Annotated in this window: 23 protein-coding genes, 1 tRNA gene and 3 pseudogenes; 16 read left to right on the top strand and 11 right to left on the bottom strand. The window is 55.1% G+C overall.

Annotated elements, in window-relative coordinates:
- The first annotated feature begins 89 nt into the window (after window positions 1–89).
- From tsaB to FGL10_RS10760, 7 genes are all read left to right on the top strand, one after another.
- Entirely contained in the window at window positions 90–767 is a 678-nt protein-coding gene (gene tsaB, locus FGL10_RS10790) for a tRNA (adenosine(37)-N6)-threonylcarbamoyltransferase complex dimerization subunit type 1 TsaB (protein ID WP_003708285.1), read from the top strand.
- Window positions 764–1204 carry a ribosomal protein S18-alanine N-acetyltransferase gene (gene rimI / locus FGL10_RS10785; RefSeq protein WP_003708287.1) on the top strand — a complete coding sequence of 147 codons (441 nt, stop codon included), beginning with the start codon at window positions 764–766 and terminating at the stop codon, window positions 1202–1204. Before tsaB ends, rimI begins: the two co-directional genes overlap by 4 nt.
- Window positions 1198–1935 carry a uracil-DNA glycosylase family protein gene (locus tag FGL10_RS10780; RefSeq protein ID WP_003708288.1) on the top strand — a complete coding sequence of 246 codons (738 nt, stop codon included), beginning with the start codon at window positions 1198–1200 and terminating at the stop codon, window positions 1933–1935. The genes rimI and FGL10_RS10780 overlap by 7 nt, the downstream gene beginning before the upstream one ends.
- Window positions 1936–1996: 61 nt before the next feature.
- A complete protein-coding gene (gene pyrE / locus FGL10_RS10775) occupies window positions 1997–2638 on the top strand; it encodes an orotate phosphoribosyltransferase (RefSeq protein ID WP_003708289.1) in 642 nt (213 codons plus the stop codon).
- A gap of 73 nt (window positions 2639–2711) precedes the next feature.
- Window positions 2712–3146, top strand: coding sequence for an MJ0042-type zinc finger domain-containing protein (locus FGL10_RS10770; protein ID WP_003708290.1), 435 nt, complete (start codon window positions 2712–2714; stop codon window positions 3144–3146).
- Entirely contained in the window at window positions 3143–4453 is a 1311-nt protein-coding gene (gene argA, locus FGL10_RS10765) for an amino-acid N-acetyltransferase (protein ID WP_003708291.1), read from the top strand. The genes FGL10_RS10770 and argA overlap by 4 nt, the downstream gene beginning before the upstream one ends.
- Before the next feature lie 95 nt (window positions 4454–4548).
- A complete protein-coding gene (locus tag FGL10_RS10760; RefSeq protein ID WP_003708292.1) occupies window positions 4549–6567 on the top strand; it encodes a prolyl oligopeptidase family serine peptidase in 2019 nt (672 codons plus the stop codon).
- A 54-nt stretch (window positions 6568–6621) separates the two neighbouring features.
- On the opposite strand, the gene FGL10_RS10755 is transcribed toward FGL10_RS10760, so the two are convergent.
- From FGL10_RS10755 to msrC, 3 genes are all read right to left on the bottom strand, one after another.
- Window positions 6622–6945 (bottom strand): rhodanese-like domain-containing protein, encoded by a 324-nt coding sequence (locus FGL10_RS10755; RefSeq protein WP_036475259.1) that lies wholly within the window; start codon window positions 6943–6945, stop codon window positions 6622–6624.
- 76 nt (window positions 6946–7021) lie between these two features.
- A complete protein-coding gene (locus FGL10_RS10750; protein WP_003708294.1) occupies window positions 7022–7678 on the bottom strand; it encodes a protein-L-isoaspartate O-methyltransferase family protein in 657 nt (218 codons plus the stop codon).
- Window positions 7679–7779: 101 nt separating this feature from the next.
- On the bottom strand, window positions 7780–8283 hold the full coding sequence (gene msrC, locus FGL10_RS10745; RefSeq protein ID WP_192886291.1) for a free L-methionine (R)-S-oxide reductase MsrC: 504 nt from the start codon (window positions 8281–8283) through the stop codon (window positions 7780–7782).
- A 182-nt stretch (window positions 8284–8465) separates the two neighbouring features.
- Between msrC and tpiA the strand changes: the two genes are divergently transcribed.
- The 4 genes from tpiA to FGL10_RS10725 all read left to right on the top strand — a co-directional run bounded on the left by tpiA (window position 8466) and on the right by FGL10_RS10725 (window position 10130).
- Entirely contained in the window at window positions 8466–9239 is a 774-nt protein-coding gene (gene tpiA / locus FGL10_RS10740) for a triose-phosphate isomerase (RefSeq protein WP_003708296.1), read from the top strand.
- A 6-nt stretch (window positions 9240–9245) separates the two neighbouring features.
- Window positions 9246–9608 (top strand): preprotein translocase subunit SecG, encoded by a 363-nt coding sequence (gene secG / locus FGL10_RS10735; protein WP_003708304.1) that lies wholly within the window; start codon window positions 9246–9248, stop codon window positions 9606–9608.
- Window positions 9609–9621: 13 nt separating this feature from the next.
- Window positions 9622–9707 (top strand) — tRNA-Leu (locus FGL10_RS10730).
- A 99-nt stretch (window positions 9708–9806) separates the two neighbouring features.
- Window positions 9807–10130 (top strand): hypothetical protein, encoded by a 324-nt coding sequence (locus tag FGL10_RS10725; RefSeq protein ID WP_003708309.1) that lies wholly within the window; start codon window positions 9807–9809, stop codon window positions 10128–10130.
- Between the two features lie 268 nt (window positions 10131–10398).
- Here FGL10_RS10725 and FGL10_RS10715 read toward each other — a convergent pair whose 3' ends face one another.
- The 5 genes and pseudogenes from FGL10_RS10715 to leuS form a co-directional block, all read right to left on the bottom strand.
- The gene (locus tag FGL10_RS10715; RefSeq protein ID WP_115118371.1) at window positions 10399–11292 is read right to left on the bottom strand and encodes a M48 family metallopeptidase; all 894 of its coding nucleotides are present in this window, start codon (window positions 11290–11292) and stop codon (window positions 10399–10401) included.
- A 69-nt stretch (window positions 11293–11361) separates the two neighbouring features.
- Window positions 11362–11472, bottom strand: a pseudogene (locus tag FGL10_RS10710) (leucyl-tRNA synthetase); the annotation flags it as partial.
- 13 nt (window positions 11473–11485) lie between these two features.
- Window positions 11486–11662: pseudogene (locus FGL10_RS12945) on the bottom strand (DNA adenine methylase); the annotation flags it as partial.
- Window positions 11626–12417 carry a DpnI domain-containing protein gene (locus FGL10_RS10705; protein WP_003708326.1) on the bottom strand — a complete coding sequence of 264 codons (792 nt, stop codon included), beginning with the start codon at window positions 12415–12417 and terminating at the stop codon, window positions 11626–11628. The gene FGL10_RS10705 and the pseudogene FGL10_RS12945, both read right to left, overlap by 37 nt.
- Before the next feature lie 136 nt (window positions 12418–12553).
- Window positions 12554–15184, bottom strand: a complete 2631-nt coding sequence (leuS, locus tag FGL10_RS10700) for a leucine--tRNA ligase (protein WP_036469502.1) — start codon at window positions 15182–15184, stop codon at window positions 12554–12556.
- A 273-nt stretch (window positions 15185–15457) separates the two neighbouring features.
- Here leuS and FGL10_RS10695 point away from each other — a divergent pair, with 273 nt between their 5' ends.
- Genes FGL10_RS10695 through FGL10_RS12185 form a run of 5 tightly spaced genes read left to right on the top strand, consistent with a single transcriptional unit; the run spans window position 15458 to window position 18797 of the window.
- Window positions 15458–15973: an outer membrane protein assembly factor BamE gene (locus tag FGL10_RS10695; RefSeq protein ID WP_003708329.1), complete on the top strand. Its 516-nt coding sequence runs from the start codon at window positions 15458–15460 to the stop codon at window positions 15971–15973.
- 6 nt (window positions 15974–15979) lie between these two features.
- Window positions 15980–16423, top strand: a complete 444-nt coding sequence (locus FGL10_RS10690) for a hypothetical protein (RefSeq protein WP_003708330.1) — start codon at window positions 15980–15982, stop codon at window positions 16421–16423.
- Window positions 16420–16599 carry a hypothetical protein gene (locus FGL10_RS12190; RefSeq protein ID WP_003708332.1) on the top strand — a complete coding sequence of 60 codons (180 nt, stop codon included), beginning with the start codon at window positions 16420–16422 and terminating at the stop codon, window positions 16597–16599. Before FGL10_RS10690 ends, FGL10_RS12190 begins: the two co-directional genes overlap by 4 nt.
- Window positions 16563–18620, top strand: a complete 2058-nt coding sequence (gene ppk1, locus FGL10_RS10685; protein WP_003708333.1) for a polyphosphate kinase 1 — start codon at window positions 16563–16565, stop codon at window positions 18618–18620. Before FGL10_RS12190 ends, ppk1 begins: the two co-directional genes overlap by 37 nt.
- Window positions 18621–18653: 33 nt before the next feature.
- Window positions 18654–18797 (top strand): hypothetical protein, encoded by a 144-nt coding sequence (locus FGL10_RS12185; protein WP_155270592.1) that lies wholly within the window; start codon window positions 18654–18656, stop codon window positions 18795–18797.
- A gap of 3 nt (window positions 18798–18800) precedes the next feature.
- Here the strand turns inward: FGL10_RS12185 and FGL10_RS10680 are convergent.
- The 3 genes and pseudogenes from FGL10_RS10680 to FGL10_RS10670 form a co-directional block, all read right to left on the bottom strand.
- A pseudogene (locus FGL10_RS10680) lies at window positions 18801–19318 on the bottom strand (transposase); the annotation flags it as partial.
- 173 nt (window positions 19319–19491) lie between these two features.
- A complete protein-coding gene (locus FGL10_RS10675) occupies window positions 19492–21078 on the bottom strand; it encodes an FtsK/SpoIIIE domain-containing protein (RefSeq protein WP_003708345.1) in 1587 nt (528 codons plus the stop codon).
- 15 nt (window positions 21079–21093) lie between these two features.
- A complete protein-coding gene (locus FGL10_RS10670) occupies window positions 21094–23139 on the bottom strand; it encodes an AAA family ATPase (RefSeq protein WP_036475257.1) in 2046 nt (681 codons plus the stop codon).

The raw sequence follows: 23139 nt of genomic DNA, 5'->3' as shown, positions 1-23139 counted from the left end.
GCGGGCGGAATCATTGCGGCGGTCGCAATCGGGCGGTTTGCACAAGGGGGCGGTGTTATAATGCCGTCCGAACCTTTCAGGACAACATTATGCAAGCCGATTTCAACCGCCCCGTCCTCGCCGTCGATACCGGAACTTCCTATTTGTCGCTCGCGCTGCGCGCCGACGGCGAAACCCGTCTGTTTCATCAGGAGGCCGGCAGCCGCCAGTCCGAACTGATCCTGTCGGAAATCCGCACGCTGTTTCACGATGCGGGCATTACCGCCGCCGATTTGGGGGCGATTGTTTATGCGAAAGGTCCCGGCGCGTTTACCGGACTGCGTATCGGCATCGGCGTGGCGCAGGGTTTGGCAACGCCGTTCAATACGCCTTTAATCGGCATTCCCTCGCTCGATGCTGCCGCCTCGCTGCTGCCGCCGCAAAGCTGCATCCTTGCCGCTATGGACGCTCGTATGGGCGAAGTGTTTTATGCATGGTTCGACACGCTGAACCGCCGCCGTTTGAGCGATTATCAGGTCGGTCGGGCGGCAGACATCCGGCTGCCGGAAGGATGCGCCTTTTCAGACGGCATCGGCAATGCGTTCGCGCTGGAAAACCGTCCGCCCTTCTCAGGCAAACCCGATATGCCGACCGCTGCCGACTTCCTCAATCTGGCGGCGGATGGCGGTTTTCCCGCCGTCGCTGCGGCACACGCCGAGCTGCTCTACGTCCGCAACAAAATCGCCCTGACTGCCAAAGAACAGGCGGAACGGAGGGCGCGTCCGTGAACATCCGCCGTGCCGTTTATGCCGATTGCGAGGAGCTGGCCACACTCGATGCCGTCTGCAACCCGTCCGCGTGGACGCAACGCCAATTCGAATCCGCACTCGTTTCGCCGTCCGAACAGGTTTTCCTTGCGGAAAAAGACAGCAGGTTGGCCGCCTTTATCGTTTGGCAGAACCTGCCCGACGAATCCGAGCTGCACCTGATTGCCACCGCGCCCGAATGCCGCCGACGGGGTGTTGCGTCCGCCCTACTCGAATACTGGTTCGCCAACCTGCCCGAAGGCACGCAACGCCTGCTGCTCGAAGTCCGCGCGGGCAACACCGCCGCACAGGCACTGTACGCGGCGCACGGCTTCAGCATTGCGGGCAGGCGGAAAAACTATTACCGTACAGCCGACGGTAAAACCGAAGATGCCGTCTTAATGGAGAAAATATGTTAAGCGCGCGCTACCTCCACCTGCACGAAGCTTTGGGTTTGGGTCCGATGTGGCTGAAACAGGCCGCCGCCGTCCTGCCGCCCAAAAACACACCCGCACCCTCGGTACAGGCACGTCCCCAAACCGTCCGCGCCGCTCCGATCCGCCCTTCCCAACCCCATAACGTTCAGGCGCGGCTCGAAACGATGAAAGCGTTGGAAACCGCCGCCGTACCTACGCGCAAACCCGTGCCTGAAACCGAAACGCCTCTGCCCGGCGTTTCAGACGGCATCGCCCCCGTTCCTGCTGCTTCGGGCATTACCAGACTCGCCGTCGTCAGCCTGTGTCCGCCGACCGAGGATGCGGTTTACGGGCAACTGTTCCACGGCAAAGCGGGCATCCTGCTCGACAATATACTCAAAGCCGTAGGACTGGATGCCGCCTATGTCCACAAAACCTGTTGGGTGAAAACCGCCGCCGTCGGCAACCCGATGCCGTCTGAACAGGCTATCGAGAATGCGCTGGGTCAAATCGCCAGGGAACTCGACGGCTGCCGCGCCCCAGCCGTCCTTTTCCTCGGGCAGGCTTTTGTCCAGCCTGAACGGCAAACGATGATTGAAACTTTGTGCGGCAGCCGTCCCTTCTTCATCATCGACCATCCCGCCCGGCTGTTGCGCCAACCCGAACTCAAAGCCCGCGCCTGGCAGGTGTTGAAACAGTTGAAACACGCCTTGCGGCAAGGCGGCGGCAGTTGAAGCGCACCGCACGGGGCGGTAGAATCGCAACTGCGTCCCAATATCTGACAGAAAGCACAAAATGACTGATTTCCGCCAAGATTTCCTCAAATTCTCCCTCGCCCAAAATGTTTTGAAATTCGGCGAATTCACCACCAAGGCAGGACGGCAGTCGCCTTACTTCTTCAATGCCGGCCTCTTTAACGACGGCGCGTCCACGCTGCAACTGGCAAAATTCTATGCACAATCCATCATTGAAAGCGGCATCCGATTCGATATGCTGTTTGGCCCCGCCTACAAAGGCATTATTTTGGCGGCGGCAACCGCGATGATGCTGGCGGAAAAAGGCGTAAACGTCCCGTTTGCCTACAACCGCAAAGAAGCCAAAGACCACGGCGAAGGCGGCGTGTTGGTCGGCGCGCCGCTTAAAGGGCGCGTGCTGATTATCGACGATGTGATTTCCGCCGGCACATCCGTACGCGAATCGATCAAACTGATTGAAGCGGAGGGTGCAACCCCCGCCGGTGTCGCCATCGCGCTCGACCGTATGGAAAAAGGCACGGGTGAATTGTCCGCCGTTCAGGAAGTGGAAAAACAATACGGCCTGCCCGTCGCCCCCATCGCCAGCCTGAACGATTTGTTTATCCTGTTGCAAAACAACCCCGAATTCGGACAGTTCCTCGAACCCGTCCGAGCCTACCGTCGGCAGTACGGCGTAGAATAAAAACAAAGCATATGCCGTCTGAACCGCCTTACGCCTCAGACGGCATCAAACCTGACACACACGAGGAAATACCATGCCCGCCTGTTTCTGTCCGCACTGCAAAACCCGCCTTTGGGTCAAAGAAACCCAGCTCAATGTCGCCCAAGGCTTCGTCGTCTGCCAAAAATGCGAAGGGCTGTTTAAAGCCAAAGACCATCTGGCAAGCACGAAAGAACCTATATTCAACGATTTGCCCGAGGCTGTTTCGGATGTCAAACTCGTTCACCGTATCGGCACGCACGCCATTGGCAAGAAACAGATTTCCCGTGACGAAATCGCCGGCATCCTCAACGGCGGTACAACCCTGCACGATACGCCGCCTGCGCCTGCCGCCGCGCCTGCTGCCGCACCGCAGGTTACCGTACCGCCCGCCGCGCCCGCCCGTCAGGAAGGGTTCAACTGGACTATTGCCGCCCTGTTTGCCCTTATCGTCCTCATTATGCAGCTTTCCTACCTCGTCATCCTATGAGCGCGCCCGACCTCTTTGTCGCCCACTTCCGCGAAGCCGCCCCCTATATCCGCCAAATGCGCGGCACGACACTGGTCGCCGGCATAGACGACCGCCTGCTCGAAGGCGATACCTTAAACAAGCTCGCCGCCGACATCGGGCTGTTGTCGCAACTGGGCATCAGGCTCGTCCTCATCCACGGCACGCGCCACTTCCTCGACCGCCACGCCGCCGCGCAAGGCCGCACGCCGCATTATTGCCGGGGCTTGCGCGTTACCGACGAAACCTCGCTCGAACAGGCGCAGCAGTTTGCCGGCACCGTCCGCAGCCGTTTTGAAGCCGCATTGTGCGGCAGCGTTTCCGGGTTCGCGCGCGCGCCTTCCATCCCGCTCGTATCGGGCAACTTCCTGACCGCCCGTCCGATAGGTGTGATTGACGGAACCGATATGGAATACGCGGGCGTTATCCGCAAAACCGACACCGCCGCCCTCCGTTTCCAACTCGACGCGGGCAATATCGTCTGGCTGCCGCCGCTCGGACATTCCTACGGCGGCAAGACCTTCCATCTCGATATGCTTCAAACCGCCGCCTCCGCCGCCGTCTCGCTTCAGGCCGAAAAACTCGTTTACCTGACCCTTTCAGACGGCATTGCCCGCCCCGACGGCACGCTCGCCGAAACCCTCTCGGCGCAGGAAGCGCAATCGCTGGCGGAACACGCCGACGGCGAAACGCGACGGCTGATTTCGTCCGCCGTTGCCGCGCTCGAAGGCGGCGTGCATCGCGTCCAAATCCTCAACGGGGCCGCCGACGGCAGCCTGCTGCAAGAACTCTTCACCCGCAACGGCATCGGCACGTCCATTGCCAAAGAGGCCTTCGTCTCCATCCGGCAGGCGCACAGCGGCGACATCCCGCACATTGCCGCCCTCATCCGCCCGCTGGAAGAACAGGGCATCCTGCTGCACCGCAGCCGCGAATACCTCGAAAACCACATTTCCGAATTTTCCATCCTCGAACACGACGGCAACCTGTACGGTTGCGCCGCCCTAAAAACCTTTACCGAAGCCGATTGCGGCGAAATCGCCTGCCTTGCCGTCTCGCCGCAGGCACAGGACGGCGGCTACGGCGAACGCCTGCTTGCCCACATTATCGATAAGGCGCGCGGCATAGGCATAAGCAGGCTGTTCGCACTGTCCACAAATACCGGCGAATGGTTTGCCGAACGCGGCTTTCAGACGGCATCGGAAGACGAGTTGCCCGAAACGCGGCGCAAAGACTACCGCAGCAACGGACGGAACTCGCATATTCTGGTACGTCGCCTGCACCGCTGACCGCAACGGAAAGCCGCCGCAGAAATGCCGTCTGAACCCCGTTTCAGACGGCATTTCCCCGATTATAAAGACCTGCCCAACCATCAAGGACCCCGATGAAATCCTACCCCGACCCCTACCGCCATTTTGAAAACCTCGATTCCGCCGAAACGCAAAACTTCGCTGCTGAAGCGAATGCCGAAACGCGCGCGCGTTTTTTAAACAACGACAAGGCGCGCGCGCTTTCAGACGGCATTTTGAATCAAATGCAGGACACGCGGCAGATTCCGTTTTGTCAGGAACACCGCGCGCGGATGTACCATTTCCATCAGGACGCGGAATATCCGAAGGGCGTGTACCGCGTGTGTACGGCGGCGACTTACCGTTCCGGCTATCCCGAGTGGAAAATCCTGTTTTCGGTGGCGGATTTCGACGAATTGCTTGGCGACGATGTGTATCTGGGCGGCGTGTCGCACTTGGTGGAAAAGCCCGACCGCGCGTTGTTAACGCTGAGCAAATCGGGCGGCGATACGGCGTACACGCTGGAAGTGGATTTGGAAGCAGGGGAATTGGTAGAAGGCGGTTTTCACTTTCCGGCAGGCAAAAACCAAGTGTCGTGGCGCGATGAAAACAGCGTGTGGGTGTGTCCGGCCTGGGACGAGCGGCAGTTGACCGAATCGGGCTATCCGCGCGAAGTATGGCTGGTGGAACGCGGCAAAAGTTTCGAGGAAAGCCTGCCGGTGTACCAAATTGCCGAAGACGGGATGATGGTGAACGCGTGGCGTTACCTCGATCCGCAGGGTTCGCCGATTGATTTGATTGAAGCGTCTGACGGTTTTTACACCAAAACCTATTTGCAGGTGTCGGCCGAAGGCGAGGCGAAACCGTTGAACCTGCCCAACGATTGCGATGTGGTCGGCTATCTGGCGGGACATCTTTTGCTGACGCTGCGCAAAGACTGGAACCGCGCGAACCAAAGCTATCCGAGCGGCGCGCTGGTGGCGGTGAAGCTGAATCGGGGCGAACTCGGGGCGGCGCAGCTTTTGTTTGCGCCTGATGAAACGCAGGCATTGGAAAGCGTGGAAACGACCAAGCGTTTTGTGGTGGCGAGCCTGCTGGAAAACGTACAAGGCCGTCTGAAAGCGTGGCGTTTTGCCGACGGCAAATGGCAGGAAGCCGAACTGCCGCGCCTGCCTTCGGGCGCGTTGGAAATGACCGACCAGCCTTGGGGCGGCGACGTGGTTTACCTTGCCGCCGGCGATTTCACCACGCCGCTGACGTTATTTGCGCTGGATTTGAATGTGATGGAACTGACCGTCATGCGCCGCCAACCGCAGCAGTTCGATTCATACGGCATCAACGTGCGGCAGTTTTGGACGACTTCGGCCGACGGCGAACGCATCCCTTATTTCCACGTCGGCAAAAACGCCGCGCCCGATACGCCGACGCTGGTTTATGCTTACGGCGGTTTCGGCGTGCCCGAGCTGCCGCATTATCTGGGCAGCATCGGCAAATATTGGCTGGAAGAGGGCAACGCCTTTGTGTTGGCGAACATACGCGGCGGCGGCGAGTTCGGCCCGCGCTGGCATCAGGCGGCGCAGGGCATCAGCAAACACAAAAGCGTCGATGATTTGCTTGCCGTCGTGCGCGATTTGTCCGAACGCGGCATCAGTTCGCCCGAACACATCGGTTTGCAGGGCGGCAGCAACGGCGGCCTGATTACCGCCGCCGCCTTCGTGCGCGAACCGCAAAGCATAGGCGCGCTGGTGTGCGAAGTACCGCTGACCGATATGATCCGGTATCCGCTGCTGTCCGCCGGCGCAAGCTGGACGGACGAATACGGCAATCCGCAAAAATACGAAGTCTGCAAACGCCGGTTGGGCGAATTGTCGCCGTATCATAATCTTTCAGACGGCATCGATTATCCGCCCGCACTCATCACCACCAGCCTCAGCGACGACCGCGTCCATCCCGCCCACGCGCTCAAGTTCTACGCCAAACTGCGCGAAACCTCGCCGCAATCTTGGCTCTACTCGCCTGACGGCGGCGGTCATACCGGTAACGGCACGCAACGCGAATCCGCCGACGAAATGGCGTGCGTCTTATTGTTTCTCAAAGAATTTTTGGCATCATAAATCAAGACGGCATTCCGTACCGTATCCGATAAGGAATGCCGTCTGAAGCCGCCTTCAATAACGCGCCATTTCCGCGTCAACCTCAACCGCCCACGCATCGATGCCGCCCTGAAGGTTGTACAGGTTTTCAAAACCCGCGTCCGCCAGATACATCGCCGTATGCAGGCTGCGGATACCGTGGTGGCAATACACCACAAGCGGCACATCGTCCGGCAACTCATTTTGCCGCAGCGGAATCAGATTCATCGGGATATGCAGCGCATTTGGCAGCGAACAAATCGCCGCTTCCTCATCCGTACGCACGTCCAACAGTCGGAACGCCCGTCCCTCATCCATCCAAATTTTCAGCGCCAACGGCGAGAGTTGTACAATATCCATCGGGCTTCCTTTCCCCAATCAAGCAAAATGCCGTCTGAAACGCAATCTGCTTTCAGACGGCATCGCAATCCGAACATCAAAAATTAAAACTATCGAAAGGATGGGCATCCTTATCGTCCAAATGCGCCACCAAGGTATCGAACAGTGCCTTCTCTTCAAACGTATCGCCCCTGCGCGTAATCAAAAGCGCGCGCTGCACCGGCTTGTGTCCGACGATAACCGCCATACGCCCCCCGTCTTTCAACTGTTGTTTCAACACGTCAGGCACCATATTGACCGCGCCGCCGACATAAACCGCATCAAAAGGCGCGCCCGCAGAAGGTTCGGTCAACCCGTTGTTTTGCACATAATCGATATTGTCCAAACCCAAACCGTCCAACACCGCTTTGGCGCGGTTTTGCTGTTCGGCATCGAGGTCGTCCGACACCACCCTGCCCGCCAGCTTCGCCAAAAGCGCGGCCGCATAGCCCGAGCCCGTACCGATTTCCAAAACCGTATCGTTTTTCGTCAGCTTCAAGCCTTGCGCCAGCCGCGCCACGACTTTCGGCTCGAGCATCTTATGCCCGTTGGCAAGCGGCAGCTCCATATCCGCATACGCCAAACCCTGCAAGTCCTCATCGACAAAAAGCTCGCGCGGAATCTCCGCCAAAGCGTCCAAAACATCAAAATCCAATACATCCCACGGACGGATTTGCTGTTCGACCATATTGAACCGCGCTTTTTCAAAATCCATTTAATGCTCCGTCAAATAATTGTTTCAACAATGGCAGGCATTATAAAACTACACTCCCGCCGCGCCAACTTCGGCACGCGCCGCCCGCCCCTTTCCATCACTCAAGCCGCCTGACGCGAAGCCTCAAACCGCTTCTCCAAAATCTTCGCCAGTTCGCCCAAATACAAAGCATCTGTCTCATCAAACTGCGCCGGATATTCGCTGTCTACGTCCAACACGCCGATACAGCGGCCGTCTGAAAACAACGGCACGACAATCTCCGAACGCGACAAAGACGAACAGGCAATATGGTCGGGATGCGCGTTGACATCCCCGACGACCACCGTCCCGCCCTTCGCCCAAGCCTGACCGCACACCCCGCGTCCGAACGGAATCCGCGTACACGCCAAAGGCCCCTGAAACGGTGCCAAAACCAATTCGTCCGAACGCGTATCGACCAAATAAAAACCCACCCAAAACCAACCGAACGCCTCCTTCAAAACCGCCGCCGTGTTCGCCAAATTCGCCACCCAATCCGCCTCGTCCGCCACCACAGACTCAATCTGCGGCAACACCTCCCGATAAAGCGCGGCCTTGTCCGAAGCCGAAAAATGAAGCGCGTGCATCACATCTCCCATATTTGCATACATATCAGGCGGCCATTATAAAACAACCTGCCCGAAACAACATTCCAAACCGCCCCCGCAGCCGGCCGCTTCAAGTTGCGAACCCGCCGCATATCCACTAAACTTCACGTTGCACCGCGCCACACGCGGCAGACAAAAAAACACGACACGGAGCAAAAAAGATGTATCGCCAAATCGGAATGTGGGATCAAAAATGGGTCATCGGCAACTGGAAAATGAACGGCCGGCTCCAAAACAACAACGCACTGATGCACCGCTTCCGCATCCACCCCACCGCCGAACGCGTCCTCATCGGGCTCGCCGCCCCGACCGTTTACCTGCTGCAACTGCACAACGCCATGCAAATCGTTTTAAACAACCGCATCCTTACCTGCGCCCAAGACGTGAGCCGCTTCCCCAATAACGGCGCGTACACCGGCGAAGTATCCGCCGAAATGCTCGCCGACATCGGAACAGACATCGTCCTCATCGGACACTCCGAACGCAGCCTCTATTTCGGCGAAAAAAACGAAATCCAACGCCGCAAAATGGAAAACGTCCTCAACGTCGGACTGATTCCGTTATTGTGTGTCGGCGAAAGCCTCGAAGAGCGCGAAGCCGGCAAAGAACACGAAGTCATCGCTCACCAACTCTCCATATTGCAAGGGCTGGACACCAAAAACATCGCCGTCGCCTACGAGCCGGTTTGGGCAATCGGCACCGGCAAAGTCGCCACCGTAAAACAAATCGCCGATATGCACGCATTCATCTACAAAGAAATCTTGTCTTTGTGCGGAAGCGATGTTAAAATCCGCGTCCTTTACGGCGGAAGTGTGAAGGCGGACAACGCGGCCGACATCTTCGCAGTGCCTTATGTGGACGGCGCACTCGTCGGCGGCGCATCATTGTCATACGACTCCTTTACCGCCATCATCAGTGCCGCACAAAATGCGTAGAAAAATATGGAAGCCTTCAAAACCCTTATTTGGATTATTAATATCATTTCCGCCTTGGCCGTCATCGTGTTAGTATTGCTCCAACACGGCAAAGGCGCGGATGCAGGCGCGACCTTCGGATCGGGAAGCGGCAGCGCGCAAGGCGTATTCGGCTCTGCCGGCAACGCCAACTTCCTCAGCCGTTCGACCGCCGTTGCAGCAACATTTTTCTTTGCAAGCTGTATGGCTATGGTGTATATTCACACCCACACGACAAAACACGGTTTGGACTTCAGTAACGTACAACAAACCAAGCAGGCACCTAAGCCCGCCGCTCCCGCTGAAAACCAACCCGCACCTGCTGCCCCCGCTCCTCAGCAGCAGAAATAACAGTTTTTCAAATGCCGACATGGTGAAATTGGTAGACACGCTATCTTGAGGGGGTAGTGGCCGTAGGCTGTGCGAGTTCAAATCTCGCTGTCGGCACCAACATACAAAAACGCTTAGAAATTCTAGGCGTTTTTTTTCGTTTAACAATCCGTCTCACTGGCAGAAACACGCATCATTAAAGAATCTGTCTGAAGCCGGTTGGACGACTTTATCGGACAATACGCCGATTCCGTACGCTTTACCGAATGGAGCATCAAAGACACCGCCCTCATCCCGACAGGCGGCAAAGGCAAAGGACACGCAGGCTATAAAGTGCAGGTTGGCGGCAATGACGAGTTTTACATCTTGCCGATAGTGTTTAAGGAAGAAATCGCCCAATCGTTCCCGCTTAATACCGTATGTAGGGTGCTGACGGAAAAAGGACGCTTGAAGCCGTCCAAAAATGGGGATCAGCACCAAATCAAAGTGAACAAGAAGCCGATACGGCATTATGTGGTTATTGAGAAATTAGAATTTGATTGATACAGAGAGCAGCCGATAATGGCGGCTTTTTTATTATACCGCGCAAAAACTGCCGAAACGACCGCCTAAAAAGGGGCGCGAAACCCGAAACATCCCCGACCGCAAGGCACGGGGATTTTTTGCGCCCGTTGCAAGAGGGGATTGGATTTAAGCGGAGCAGGCTTGAAGGCAAAACGGGCGGGGCTCAGAACTGTTTAAATGCCGTCTGAATCTCAAACGGATTCAGATGGCATTTTGGAACAACGGCTCAAATTCTCGATCCCTTCCCTTAACGCCGACGGTTTTTATTAACGCGCCCCTTATTTCTGACACTTTGCTCATAAACCGGCATAACGGTCGGCAACAACCGTTTTAGATTTTCTATACGGGCATTGTTTGTCGGATGAGTAGAGGTAATAGCAGAAATAAAGCCGTTTTGGTCATTTTCCTGATTCATTTTTTCCCAAACCCTGACAGCGGCCGCCGGATGATAGCCTGCCTGCGCCATCAACATCATTCCCCCCTCATCGGCTTCTTCTTCCAAGCTGCGGCTATAAGGCAAGGTAATGCCGTACTCCCCCAAAATATCCATACCCAATCCGACCAATTCCGGATTAGTGTCCGGTTTTTTGTCTAATATAATCTGAGTGCCTATCTGCGCCGCCATATTAGTCAAGATTTTCTGCCCGACCTTATTTTTACCGTGTTCATGCAGGGCGTGCGTCATTTCATGCCCCATAATGGCGGCAATTTCGCCATCGGTCAGCTTAAGTTTATCGACTATCCCCGTATAAAACGCCATTTTCCCGCCGGGCATTGCCCACGCGTTCAGCTCATCGTTTTTGAAAACCGTCATTTTCCAGTCAAACTTATGACCGGTATTATTTGCCGCATCGGCATAAGGCAACATACGTCGAAATACTGCCTGCACCCTACGGGCTGTTTTGGATGTAGTATCGACATTGCCGGCAGACTTGTTCAACTCAACCGTTTTCATATAATCTTCAGCAGCCGCAGCGTTCATTGTGGCGGAATCCTGACCGTAAACATCAGCAACGACCGTACAAGCCCCCAATACCGAGATTACTGCCGACAGGCAGAGTATCCGTTTAAAGGAAGGAAGGAAGGAAGGAAGGAAGGAAATTTCATATTTAGGTTTACTCCTTAAAAAATTAAATTTCAAAAAATGCCGTCTGAATCCAAAACGGATTTCGGACGGCATCTTAACATTGTTTAATGTTTTTAAAAAGATTTACACCACGATGTTCGCCAGTCTGCCCGGTACGGCGATGATTTTCTTGGCAGGCTTGCCGTCTATGAATTTCACCGCGCCTTCAGCGGCGTATTCGGCAGCTTCTTCAGCCGGTTTGTCGAAATCACGCATAAATTGCCAATAATTCTCCGACTTTTTTACGGCTGCTGCTGCCTTTTGCAGCAATATTGCGCTGAACTGCAACTGTTTTCAGAATGGCAAAAGAATAAATATCCCTTGTGAATTCAGTATCATGATTTGAAATTAAAACGCCTTGGGAGTCGGACGCAATTTGTCGATTTTTTTGTAAAGTCCGCGACCAATGAATTCGATCGTATTTTGGTCGCGCAAAATTTGCAACTGTTGGCGGATTTTGTCTCTGATATGGTTGTTTTGGGGAAATTGGATGGATAGTTTGTTTCCAAATCCATACATTTGCGACAATGTGAATTCTTCGGGGAGTTGGTCGATACATTTCATAACAGCCAAAAGCCAGCCTTTGCGCTCCGCATTTTGGTTGCGTAAAAACAAATTGGATTGCCATTTTTTCAGAACGGTTTCGGGTTCGATAATGCGGGAATTGTCTATTAAGAATATTTTGCCGCTTTCAGGCAAAGGGGCGAGATTGATGGAACACATAATGTGGTTCGGCCGGTTTTTAATGCCTTTATTTCTGGGAATAATCATGTCCGGCATGATGAAATGTTTGGGTACAAGCACCAATTGCTGTATGGAGTAATCCGCTTTTTTATATGCAAGAAAGAAAAAGTTGGGGTTGGTATCTGACCGGATGCGCTCCAACATGGTGTGATATGCACCGTCAGGCACACTGTTACCTATGGTTTTTTGATTTTTACTCTTTAATTCATATTGCTCGTGGCAATTTGGGCAAAAGAGGTCTGCAACAGGTTTGTTATTGGCAAATCTCTGCATCGGCTTGCTTCCGCAACAGGGACAGTAGCCGTTTTTTTCCAGCCAAGCCTCGCTCATTACACGGATTTTATGAGTTGCTTTATTTTGTTGCTTTCCCAATTCGGTATCGAAAAATAAATTCATGTTTTGGATTTTGAGATTTCAGTTATTCGGGGTTCGTCATGCAGACAACACAATCCACCTTAAAAAGGCCGTCTGAAAACCCTGTTTCCCAGTTTTCAGACGGCCTTTATCCGTATGGCTAAACCTTAAAAGCGGTTTAGACGACGATATTCACCAAGCGTCCGGGTACGACGATGATTTTCTTCGCGGGCTTGCCTTCCATGAATTTCACCGCGCCTTCGGTGGCAAGGGCGGCGGCTTCGAGGTCGGCCTTGGATGCGTCGGCGGCGACGGTGATTTTGCCGCGCAGTTTGCCGTTGACTTGAACCATGACTTCGATTTCGGATTTGACCAATGCGGCTTCGTCGACTGTCGGCCAGCCTGCTTCCCACAGTTTCGCGCCGTTCAATTCGCTCCACAGGGTTTCGCAGATGTGCGGCACGATGGGCCACAGCAGGCGTACGGCGGTTTCCAATACTTCTTGGGCGACGGTGCGGCCTTGTTCGCCGCCGGTGTCGGTTTTGTCGTATTGGTTGAGCAGTTCCATCACGGCGGCGATGGCGGTGTTGAACTGTTGGCGGCGGCCGTAGTCGTCGCTGACTTTGGCGATGGTGGAATGCAGTTTGTGGCGCAGGTCTTTGAGTTCTTTAGACAAACCGTCTTGGCTGCCTGCGAACGCTTTGACCGCTTTGCCTTGTTTCAGGTATTCGTAAACGGTGCGCCACAGGCGGCGCAGGAAGCGGTGTGCGCCTTCGACGCCGCTGTCGCTCCATTCGAGGGATTGCTCGGGCGGTGCGGCAAACATCATGAACAGGCGGGCGGTGTCCGCGCCGTAGGCGTTAATCAGTTCTTGCGGATCGACGCCGTTGTTTTTGGACTTGGACATTTTTTCCGTGCCGCTGATGACGACGGGCAGTCCGTCGGCTTTGAGGACGGCGGAAACGGGGCGGCCTTTGTCGTCAAAAGTCAGCTCGACATCGGCAGGGTTGATCCAGTCTTTGCCGCCTTTGTCGTTTTCGCGGTAGTAGGTTTCGCAAACGACCATGCCTTGCGTCAGCAGGCGTTCGAACGGTTCGCCAACATTGACCAAGCCTTCGTCGCGCATCAGTTTGGTGAAGAAACGCGCGTACAGGAGGTGCAAAATGGCGTGTTCGATACCGCCGATGTATTGGTCGACCGCGCCCCAGTATTTTGCGGCTTCCGCCGATACCATGCCGTCTGAAAACTTGGGCGACATGTAGCGGAAGAAATACCAGCTTGATTCCATGAAGGTGTCCATGGTGTCGGTTTCGCGTTTTGCCGCGCCGCCGCAGCACGGGCAGGCAGTTTCGTAAAACTCGGGCATTTTTGCCAGCGGCGAACCCATACCGTCGGGTACGACGTTTTCAGGCAGGACGACGGGCAGTTGGTCGGCAGGGACGGGGACGTCGCCGCATTGTTCGCAATGGACGATGGGAATCGGGCAGCCCCAGTAGCGTTGACGGGAAATGCCCCAGTCGCGCAGGCGGTATTGGGTTTTCGGTTCGCCCGCGCCTTGGCTTTGCAGCTTGGCGGCAACGGCATCGAATGCCGTCTGAAAATCCAAGCCGTCCAAATTGCCGCTGTTGACCAATACGCCGTTTTCTTTGTCGCCGTACCATTCTTGCCATCGGTTTGCGTCGAATGCGTTGTCGCCGACGGCAATGACTTGTTTTTTCGGCAGATTGTATTTAGTGGCGAACTCGAAATCGCGTTCGTCGTGCGCCGGAACCGCCATCACCGCGCCGTCGCCGTAGCCCCACAGTACATAGTTGGCAATCCACACTTCCAGCTTGTCGCCGTTGAGCGGGTTGACGACGTAGCGGCCGGTCGGCACGCCTTTTTTCTCCATCGTCGCCATATCGGCTTCGGCAACCGAGCCGGCTTTGCATTCGGCGATAAATGCCTGCAATTCGGGTTTGCCGGCGGCTGCGGCGGTTGCCAGCGGATGCTCGGCGGCAACGGCGACATAAGTCGCGCCCATCAGCGTGTCGGGGCGGGTGGTGTAAACTTGCAGGAATTTCGCGTAATCGCCTTCCAAGCCTTGTTTGCTGTCGTCTGAAACGGCGAAGCGCACGGTCATACCGCGAGATTTGCCGATCCAGTTGCGCTGCATGGTTTTGACTTGTTCCGGCCAGTGTTCCAGTTTGTCCAAGTCGTTGAGCAATTCTTCGGCGTAATCCGTGATTTTGAAGTAATACATCGGGATTTCGCGCTTTTCGATCAACGCGCCCGAACGCCAGCCGCGCCCGTCGATGACTTGCTCGTTGGCTAATACGGTTTGGTCGACCGGGTCCCAGTTCACCGTGCCGTTTTTGCGATAGACGATGCCTTTTTCAAACAGCTTGGTAAACAGCCATTGTTCCCAGCGGTAGTATTCGGGTTTGCAGGTTGCGGTTTCGCGTTCCCAGTCAATCGCAAAACCCAGGCTTTTAAGCTGGGTTTTCATGTATTCGATGTTGTCGTAGGTCCAAGCGGCGGGAGCGACGTTGTGTTTCATCGCCGCGTTTTCCGCCGGCATACCGAACGCGTCCCAACCCATAGGCTGCATGACGTTGAAGCCGTTTAAGCGTTTGAAGCGGCTCAATACGTCGCCGATGGTGTAGTTGCGCACATGCCCCATATGCAGCTTGCCGCTGGGATAGGGGAACATAGAGAGGCAGTAGTATTTGGGTTTGGAAGCGTCTTCGGAGACGTTGAAAATACGGGCATCATCCCATTTTTTCTGCGCCGCAGGCTCAATGGCGGCGGGCCGGTATTGTTCTTGCATAGTCATTCTGTTTTCGCTTAAAAACGTTGGAAAAATAAAGTCGGCATCAATTATAACAGGTTGCCGGAAGCGGCGAATCGGCAGATTGCCGGCAGGAGGCGGGCGGCACGGCAAACCCTTCGCCCCGTATGCCGCACAAATACGCCGAACCTGCTGATACGCCTGTTGTTTTATGCTAATATTACAAACCAAAATCAAACGTTTAAAACCATCCTGAAGCGGCTCTTCCGAATAAAAGGCAGACGGGCATCGGGTAAAAAAAGGATTCTGCATATGAAAATCAAACAAATCGTCAAACCGGGCCTGGCAGTATTGGCGGCGGGCATCCTGTCTGCCTGCGCAACCAAAAGCAACGTCAAAGCCGACGGCACGACCGACAATCCGGTCTTCCCTAAACCCTATTCCGTAACGTTCGACAACAAGCGCGGCACATTCCCGACTTATGACGAACTGGATCAGATGCGTCCCGGCCTGACCAAAGACGACATCTACAAAATCCTGGGCCGTCCGCATTACGACGAAGGTATGTACGGCGTGCGCGAATGGGATTATCTGTTCCACTTCCACACCCCGGGCGTAGGCATCGACCCCGAAAACACGTCCGGAGTAGAAGGCGTTACCACCTGCCAATACAAAGTAATTTTCGACAAGGACAAATTCGCCCGCAGTTTCTACTGGAATCCGGTATTCCCGAAAGATGCCGTCTGTCCGCCGCCCGCACCCAAAGCCGAGCCTCAAGTCATCATCCGCGAAATCGTGCCGGCAAAACCCAAACGCATCCGCCAATAAGTCGCTATGCCGTTGCGCCTGCTTTTAGGGATATTGTGCTGCCTGCCGATTTTTGCCCCCGCGCACGCGCAGGGGCAGCCGGATACGGTCGGCGACTTTATCCAAAAGAAAAAAGTCATCGTCGATACATCCAAAGCGGAACTCTGTTTCGCCGACGACCATCAGTGCCATCCCGTCCTCATCGGCACTGCCACGCCCAAGGGGACATTCGGGCTGACGCTGAACAGTACCGACAAACCCGGATACGGCGGCGAAGTCATCGGTTTCAAGCAGGAGGGCGATTTTCTTTTCGCCCTGCACCGCGTTTGGAACCTGATACCGTCGGAAAGGCGGAACGAACGCATCGCATCCCCGGTTGTATCCGACAGGATTATGACCAACGGCTGCATCAACGTCAGCGACGCGGTGTACGAAAAACTGCGCCGTTATTTCGTATTGGAAGTGATTTGAAACAGACGGATACCGCACGCGCCGGTATCCGTTTCCACATTGCCCCGATGCCGTCTGAAGCCGGCAGGGGCGCCGTCAAGGCTTCAGACGGCATCGCCCGCCTTGCCGGCAGAACACCCGCCGCCTTTGTGAGAACCCTATGTCCGAACCCGACCGCATCCTCTGCCGCGAACTGAGCCTGCTGGCATTCAACCGCCGCGTGTTGGCGCAGGCGGAAGACCAAAACGTCCCCCTTTTGGAACGCCTGCGCTTCCTGTGCATCGTTTCATCCAACCTCGACGAGTTTTTCGAAGTCCGTATGGCGTGGCTGAAGCGCGAACACAAACGCTGCCCGCAGCGCAGGCTGGACAACGGCAAAACGCCGTCTGAAACCATCGCCGACGTTACCGAAGCGGCGCGTTCGCTGATCCTGCGCCAATACGACCTGTTCAACAACGTCCTCCAACCGGAGCTGGCACAAGAAGGCATCCATTTTTACCGCCGCCGCAACTGGACGGGCGCGCAGAAAAAATGGATTGAAGACTATTTCGACCGCGAATTGCTGCCGATTCTGACCCCCATCGGGCTGGATCCGTCCCACCCCTTCCCGCGCCCGCTGAACAAATCGCTCAACTTCGCCGTCGAACTCGACGGCACGGACGCGTTCGGCAGGCCTTCGGGTATGGCGATTGTGCAGGCGCCGCGCATTTTGCCGCGCGTTGTCCCGATGCCGTCCGAAATGTGCTCAGACGGCAGCGGCTTTGTGTTTTTGTCCTCCATCTTGCACGCGAACGTCGGCAAACTCTTCCCCGGTATGAACGTCAAAGGCTGCCACCAGTTCCGCCTCACGCGCGACAGCGATTTGAACGTTGACGAAGAAGACGTGCAAAACCTCCGCGCCGCCATTCAAAACGAACTGCACGATCGCGAATACGGCGACGGCGTACGGCTCGAAGTCGCCGACACCTGCCCCGCCCGCATCCGCGACTTCCTGCTGTCGCAATTCAGGCTGACCGCCGCCGAACTTTACCAAGTCAAAGGCCCCGTGAACCTCGTGCGCCTCAACGCCGTCCCCGATTTGGTCAACCGCCCCGATTTGAAATTTCCCCCGCACACGCCGGGCCGTCTGAAAGCCTTGGGCAAAACCGCGTCCATATTCGATTTGGTGCGCCAATCGCCCATCCTGCTGCACCACCCCTACCAATCCTTCGATCCCGTTGTCGAAATGATGCGCGAAGCCGCCGCCGACCCCGCCGTGCTTGCCGTCAAAATGACGATTTACCGCACCGGCACGCGCTCCGAACTCGTCCGCGCCCTGATGAAGGCGGCACTCGCCGGCAAACAAGTAACCGTCGTCGTCGAACTGATGGCGCGTTTTGACGAAGCCAACAACGTCAACTGGGCGAAGCAGCTCGAAGAGGCGGGCGCGCACGTCGTGTACGGCGTGTTCGGCTACAAAGTCCACGCCAAAATGGCACTCATCATCCGCCGCGAAGACGGCGTGCTCAAACCTTACGCCCACCTCGGCACGGGTAACTACCACCAAGGCACATCGCGCATCTACACCGACTTCGGCATCATTACCGCCGACGAACAAATCACCGCCGATGTGAACACCTTGTTTATGGAAATCACAGGTTTGGGCAAACCCGGGCGGCTGAACAAACTCTACCAAAGTCCGTTTACCCTGCACAAAATGGTTATCGACCGCATCAGGCAGGAAACCGAACACGCCAAAGCCGGCAAACCCGCCAGAATCACCGCCAAGATGAATTCGCTCATCGAACCGACCGTCATCGAAGCCCTGTATCGGGCAAGCGCGGCAGGCGTGCAAATCGATTTGATTGTGCGCGGTATGTGCACCTTGCGCCCGGGTGTAAAAGGCTTGTCCGAAAACATCCGCGTCCGCTCCATCGTCGGCAGGCAGCTCGAACACGCGCGCGTGTATTGCTTCCACAACAACGGCGCGGACGATACCTTTATTTCCAGCGCGGATTGGATGGGGCGCAACTTCTTCCGCCGCATCGAAACCGCCACGCCGATTACCGCGCCCGAACTCAAAAAACGCGTGATCCGCGAAGGTTTGGAAATGGCATTGGCAGACAACACCCACGCCTGGCTGATGCAGCCCGACGGCGGCTATATCCGCGCCGCGCCCGCCGAAAATGAGTCCGAAGCCGACCTGCAAAACGATTTGTGGGATTTGCTCGGGGGCTGAACCCCGCCCAAAAAACCGGCGAACACCCCCAAAATGCCGTCTGAAGCAGGATTTCGGACGTTCAGACGGCATCTGCGGCAGTTCGCGCGTTTCCCCGTCAAAATGCCGTCTGAAAGGATTTCAGACATTCAGACGGCATCCGCCCTGCCCCGCCAAACATTGCCGGACACCGTATAAGACTTTTGCAAAAACAGCCTGTCCGAGACCTTCTTCATCAATTTCTATGGCTTGGCGCTGTTTGCTGCCGGCGGTCTGAATAATGGTGGCATCAATGACGACGGCGGATGCTTTCTCTACTTTTAGGCCTTTTTCGGTCAGTTGGCGGTTGATCAGTTCCAATAATTCGGACAGAGTGTCGTCTTGCGCCGCCGGTTGCGGTAGCGGCATAAGGTGCTGTAATCGGGGATGCCCAGTTCGTCAAAACGGCAAAACAGGTTGAAATCGATGCGGGTGATAAGGCTGTGTTCGAGTTCGGGATCGGAGAGGCTGTGCCATTGTCCGAGCAGGACGGCTTTGAACATGGATAGCAGTGGATAGGCGGGGAGGCCGCGGTGGTCTCGAAGGTAACGGGTTCTTTGACGGTTCAGGTACTGCTTGATCGGTTGCCAATCAATCACCTGATCCAACTTCAATAGTGGGAAGCGGTCAATGTGCTTGGCAATCATGGCTTGTGCGGTTTGCCGGAAGAAGGTGTTCATGGAAAATCCCCTAAATGTCTGGGTGGGAATTTAGGGGATTTTGGGGAATTTTGCAAAGGTCTCTTGGTCATAAAAAAACTGCACCTTGTGAGTTGGGGGGATGTCCAACTTTTGGGGTGCAGTTCAAAGTTTTCAGACGGCCTGTTAGACTATGCAAAGGATGGCTGAACAAATTATACATTATACCCGTGCAGAAAACGTGCTGCTTCATTGTTCCACTTGACCAAATGATCGCCTTTGGCCGTCAGGTTTTCAGCACCGCGCTCACCCAAGATAATCTCGGAAGACTGGCGTTTGCCTGTTTTCAACGCAATTTTGGTCGGCAGGTTGTCACGTAGGCGGCCGCTGAGTGTTTTCGCATCGGGGCGTTGCGTTGCCAATAACAGATACATTCCTGCGGAGCGCGCTTTTTGTGCCAGCCGTACCAAATGCCCTTCCGCTTCACTGCTGACATCGATAAGGTCGGCCAGTTCGTCAATCACGATAACAGCATATTTTGGACGGGCGTACTGTGGGACTTCTGCAATATCCTTCGCACCGTATTCGTCCATCAGGCGGTATCGTTTATCCATCTCGTCAGCAAAAGACGACAATATTTCAGCAGCTTCTTCCGCATCGCTGACTATGCGCCCCTGCCATAAATTCGAACGGTCTTTGAAGGCGGCGAAATCCGCAGAAACTTTGCAATAACACACGGCAATCTCCGTTTCATCCTGCGGGGCGAGTTCGAACAGGGAAGCCAGCATTGAGCGCACCAGTACCGATTTCCCAGCCCCCGTTTCCCCGCCTACCATCACATGCGGCGCGGTGGCAAAATCTTGAAACACGGGTTCGCCGCGTTCGTCCAAGCCGATACACACGGGCAATCTGAACTGCCGTGCCGATGCGCGGTATTGCTGCAAGGCCGTCTGAAACTCACTTTGTCCGTATTGCCGCCAAGTATCTTGCGGACGCAGGATATTGATGTGCCAAGTGTTGGCTTCGCCGCGTATACGCCCGCAGCGCATTTCGTTATCGCCGATGCCCAATTCGGAACAAATTTGGCTGTGGTATTTTTCCAAATCCACATAGCGGTCGAACTGTACGCGCAGGCAGTCGTAGCGCACGCCGCCGTATTCGGGCTGTATCGTACTACCTTTGCCGACTGTTTTGTCCAGTGCGTTTTTGAGTTTGATGCAGGCTGCATCGAGTGTTCCGACATTTTCTGCGGGAAATTCGCTTGAACTAGAAATCTCTCCTGCATGTTGCCGTCCGCTGCTGTTTTTAACTGCCAATTCGGCCAATTCGTTCAAAAAGGCCTGCCGTTGCGCCAAATCGTCATCAGGCTTGAATTGTCTGCAATGTCCCCAAAATGCCTGCAAACCAAGTGCGCCGGTATGCCACAGGTCGGCAATCAGTTTGTACAAATCATCTTTTTCCGCCTGTTTACCCTGCCTGATGTGGAACAGGGTCTCGCTCAGTAGGGCAAGCCACAGCCGCGAATGGTCTTGAAAGCAGGTTTGGAAAGACGGGATATCGATGCCTTTGGTATCGGGGGCAGCGGTCAATTTTTCCGGCTGTTGCGCCCACCCTTTGGCAAAGCAATAGCCGATACAGAGTGCCGCCCAGTCGTAGTTGTTGTCCAGATGCGGTAGCGCACCCGCATGGGTGAGTTTTTCGCGTATGACTTTGGCTTCACTGCTGGAAATAATGTGTTTGTCGCTAATCAAAGTATGGAAATAGTCGGAGTCCCACTGGCGGTTGTCTGGCAGCAGATACATGTGTTGTTCCTTTCATTATTCGAAATAAACATCAGCGGTTACGCGCGAACATGCGCCTGCGCTGTCCAGCGATTCGGCTTCCACCAGATATGTGCGGCCGATATGCGGGTCGAGACGGCGGTACACTTCGGGAGTGATTTCGGTGTCCTGCGACAGCAAAATCACTTGCTGTTCCAGCCCACTCCAATGTCTGAATAAACCATCGCGGTGGCCTTCGTCCAAACGTGCCAGCGGAGTATCGATAACGAAGGGGGCGGGATAGCGGGTAACTTCCGCCAATGCCGACACCAGCGACATAATCAGGATCTGCATTTGTCCGGCCGACAAATCGACCTGCGCTTCCCTGCCGCTGCTGCCGTACAAACCCATCCTGCCATCTGCTTCGATGCTGATTTTGTGAATGCGCTCATCATGCGAGATGGCGCGGTTGATGCGGGTGGCGGTTTCACCGATTTCGACCGCCTTCTGTCGTGTCAGCGCATCGGTCAATGCGGCAATGACTTTTTCCACCTGCCCCGCACGGCGCGACTTCACCATCAGCGGGTTGCTGTCGCTGATTTTGTCTTGCAGTTTGCTGACTTCATCCTTCCTGCGCCGGCATTCTTTTTCTTTTTGCAACACGTTGCTTTTCAGGCTGCCTGAACGTTCTTTCAGTATATCGGTCTGCTTGTTCGCCTGTTTGAGTTGCTCTACTAATTCGTCTTTATTGCTGCCTTTGAGCAGTTCCAATTCTTCCAAGACTTGTTTTTGTTCGCTCCGCCGCTGTTCGATATCGGCCAGCAGGCTGCCTATCCTGCCTTGCGGCATACCCTGTAGGCGGCTGATTTCGTTTTGGATTTCAGCATGGGCGTTTTTCGAGAGATAGTTGTGTTCGATAGTTTCGGCGCAATTTTCAGGCAGCGGGTAGAACAATTCGTTCCAGCATTCGGCCACAGCTTCCTTCATCAGCGGGTCTTCCAAAATGGCGCAAGCCGAACGCCCCAATACTTCTTTGACTTTGCCGCTGCCGACAAACGCACTCCAAAAATCGTTTACCCGTCCCGCAATCTGTTCCCTGCCGGCTTCGTGGTGCAGGCGGTTTGCTTCACGTTCGAGTTTGCCTTTTAGCACGTTTAAGCCGTCTGACGGCAGGAAGGCCAAAGGCATGGCTTTAACCGCCGCTTTGATCTTCGCATTGAAGTCGTCCATTTCCTTTTCCAGCCGTTCACGCTGCATCAGCAAATCCTGCGAAGTCCGAATGTCGCTACCACCACCTAGCTGCTGTTGCAGCCTGCTTCTTTCCGAATCCCAATGAGCCCATTCCTGTTGCATTTTTTCCCACTCCTCACGAAACACATCGTATTGGGCTTGAGCAGATGTCAGCGCGTTTTCGGCTCTTTCCAAATCTTCCTGCATTTTTTGACCTGCATTTTCGGAAATGCAGCGTTTGCGGTAATCGCCAAGACTAGCCGCAAGCCGTGTCAGCAGGGTTACTCCCAGCAGGCCTTTCAGGGCAGTGTTGAGCCACATGCCCGTGCCGCTGCGTTCGGCAGCCTGCACGATTTTTTCGCCGTCAAAAAAGAAAAACGGCGCATAATCGAACGGCAGGGCGTAAGTGTTGAGATATTTGTCCAATTCGGCTAAATCGACGGGCAGGTAGCGGTCGTCAACCAACACGTCTGCCCGCGTTTCGGTGCTTTCGCGTTCAAACTGCCTTTTCTCATTGAAATGCCATTTCCGGCGGATTTTCAGGCCGTAAATCTTACCTTGCCGCCGTTGGCGAATTTCAATTTCCAGCTCGATGCGGTATCGGCCGTATTGCGGCGCGGCTTTGTGATGCAACGCAGCCTGCAGAAAATTTGGATAATTGATATCTTTGCTATTCAAGCCTGCCCGCTGCAAATGACTGACCGCATCCGTGTCATATAAGCAAAGGTAAACTGCTTCCAACAAAGTGGTTTTACCGTGCCCGTTCATCGCGCCGATTAAAATAATGTTTTGCCCGTTTTTCGGTTCGGGAAAGGAAAAGGCCGCTTCTTTGTAGGATTTGAAATTAAGCAGTCTGATTGAATGTATCCACAT

Source organism: Neisseria lactamica (genome assembly GCF_901482445.1).
GTDB lineage: Bacteria > Pseudomonadota > Gammaproteobacteria > Burkholderiales > Neisseriaceae > Neisseria > Neisseria lactamica.
Note: the sequence above shows the minus strand (reverse complement) of the source record. Positions and strands in the feature narration are given on the sequence as shown.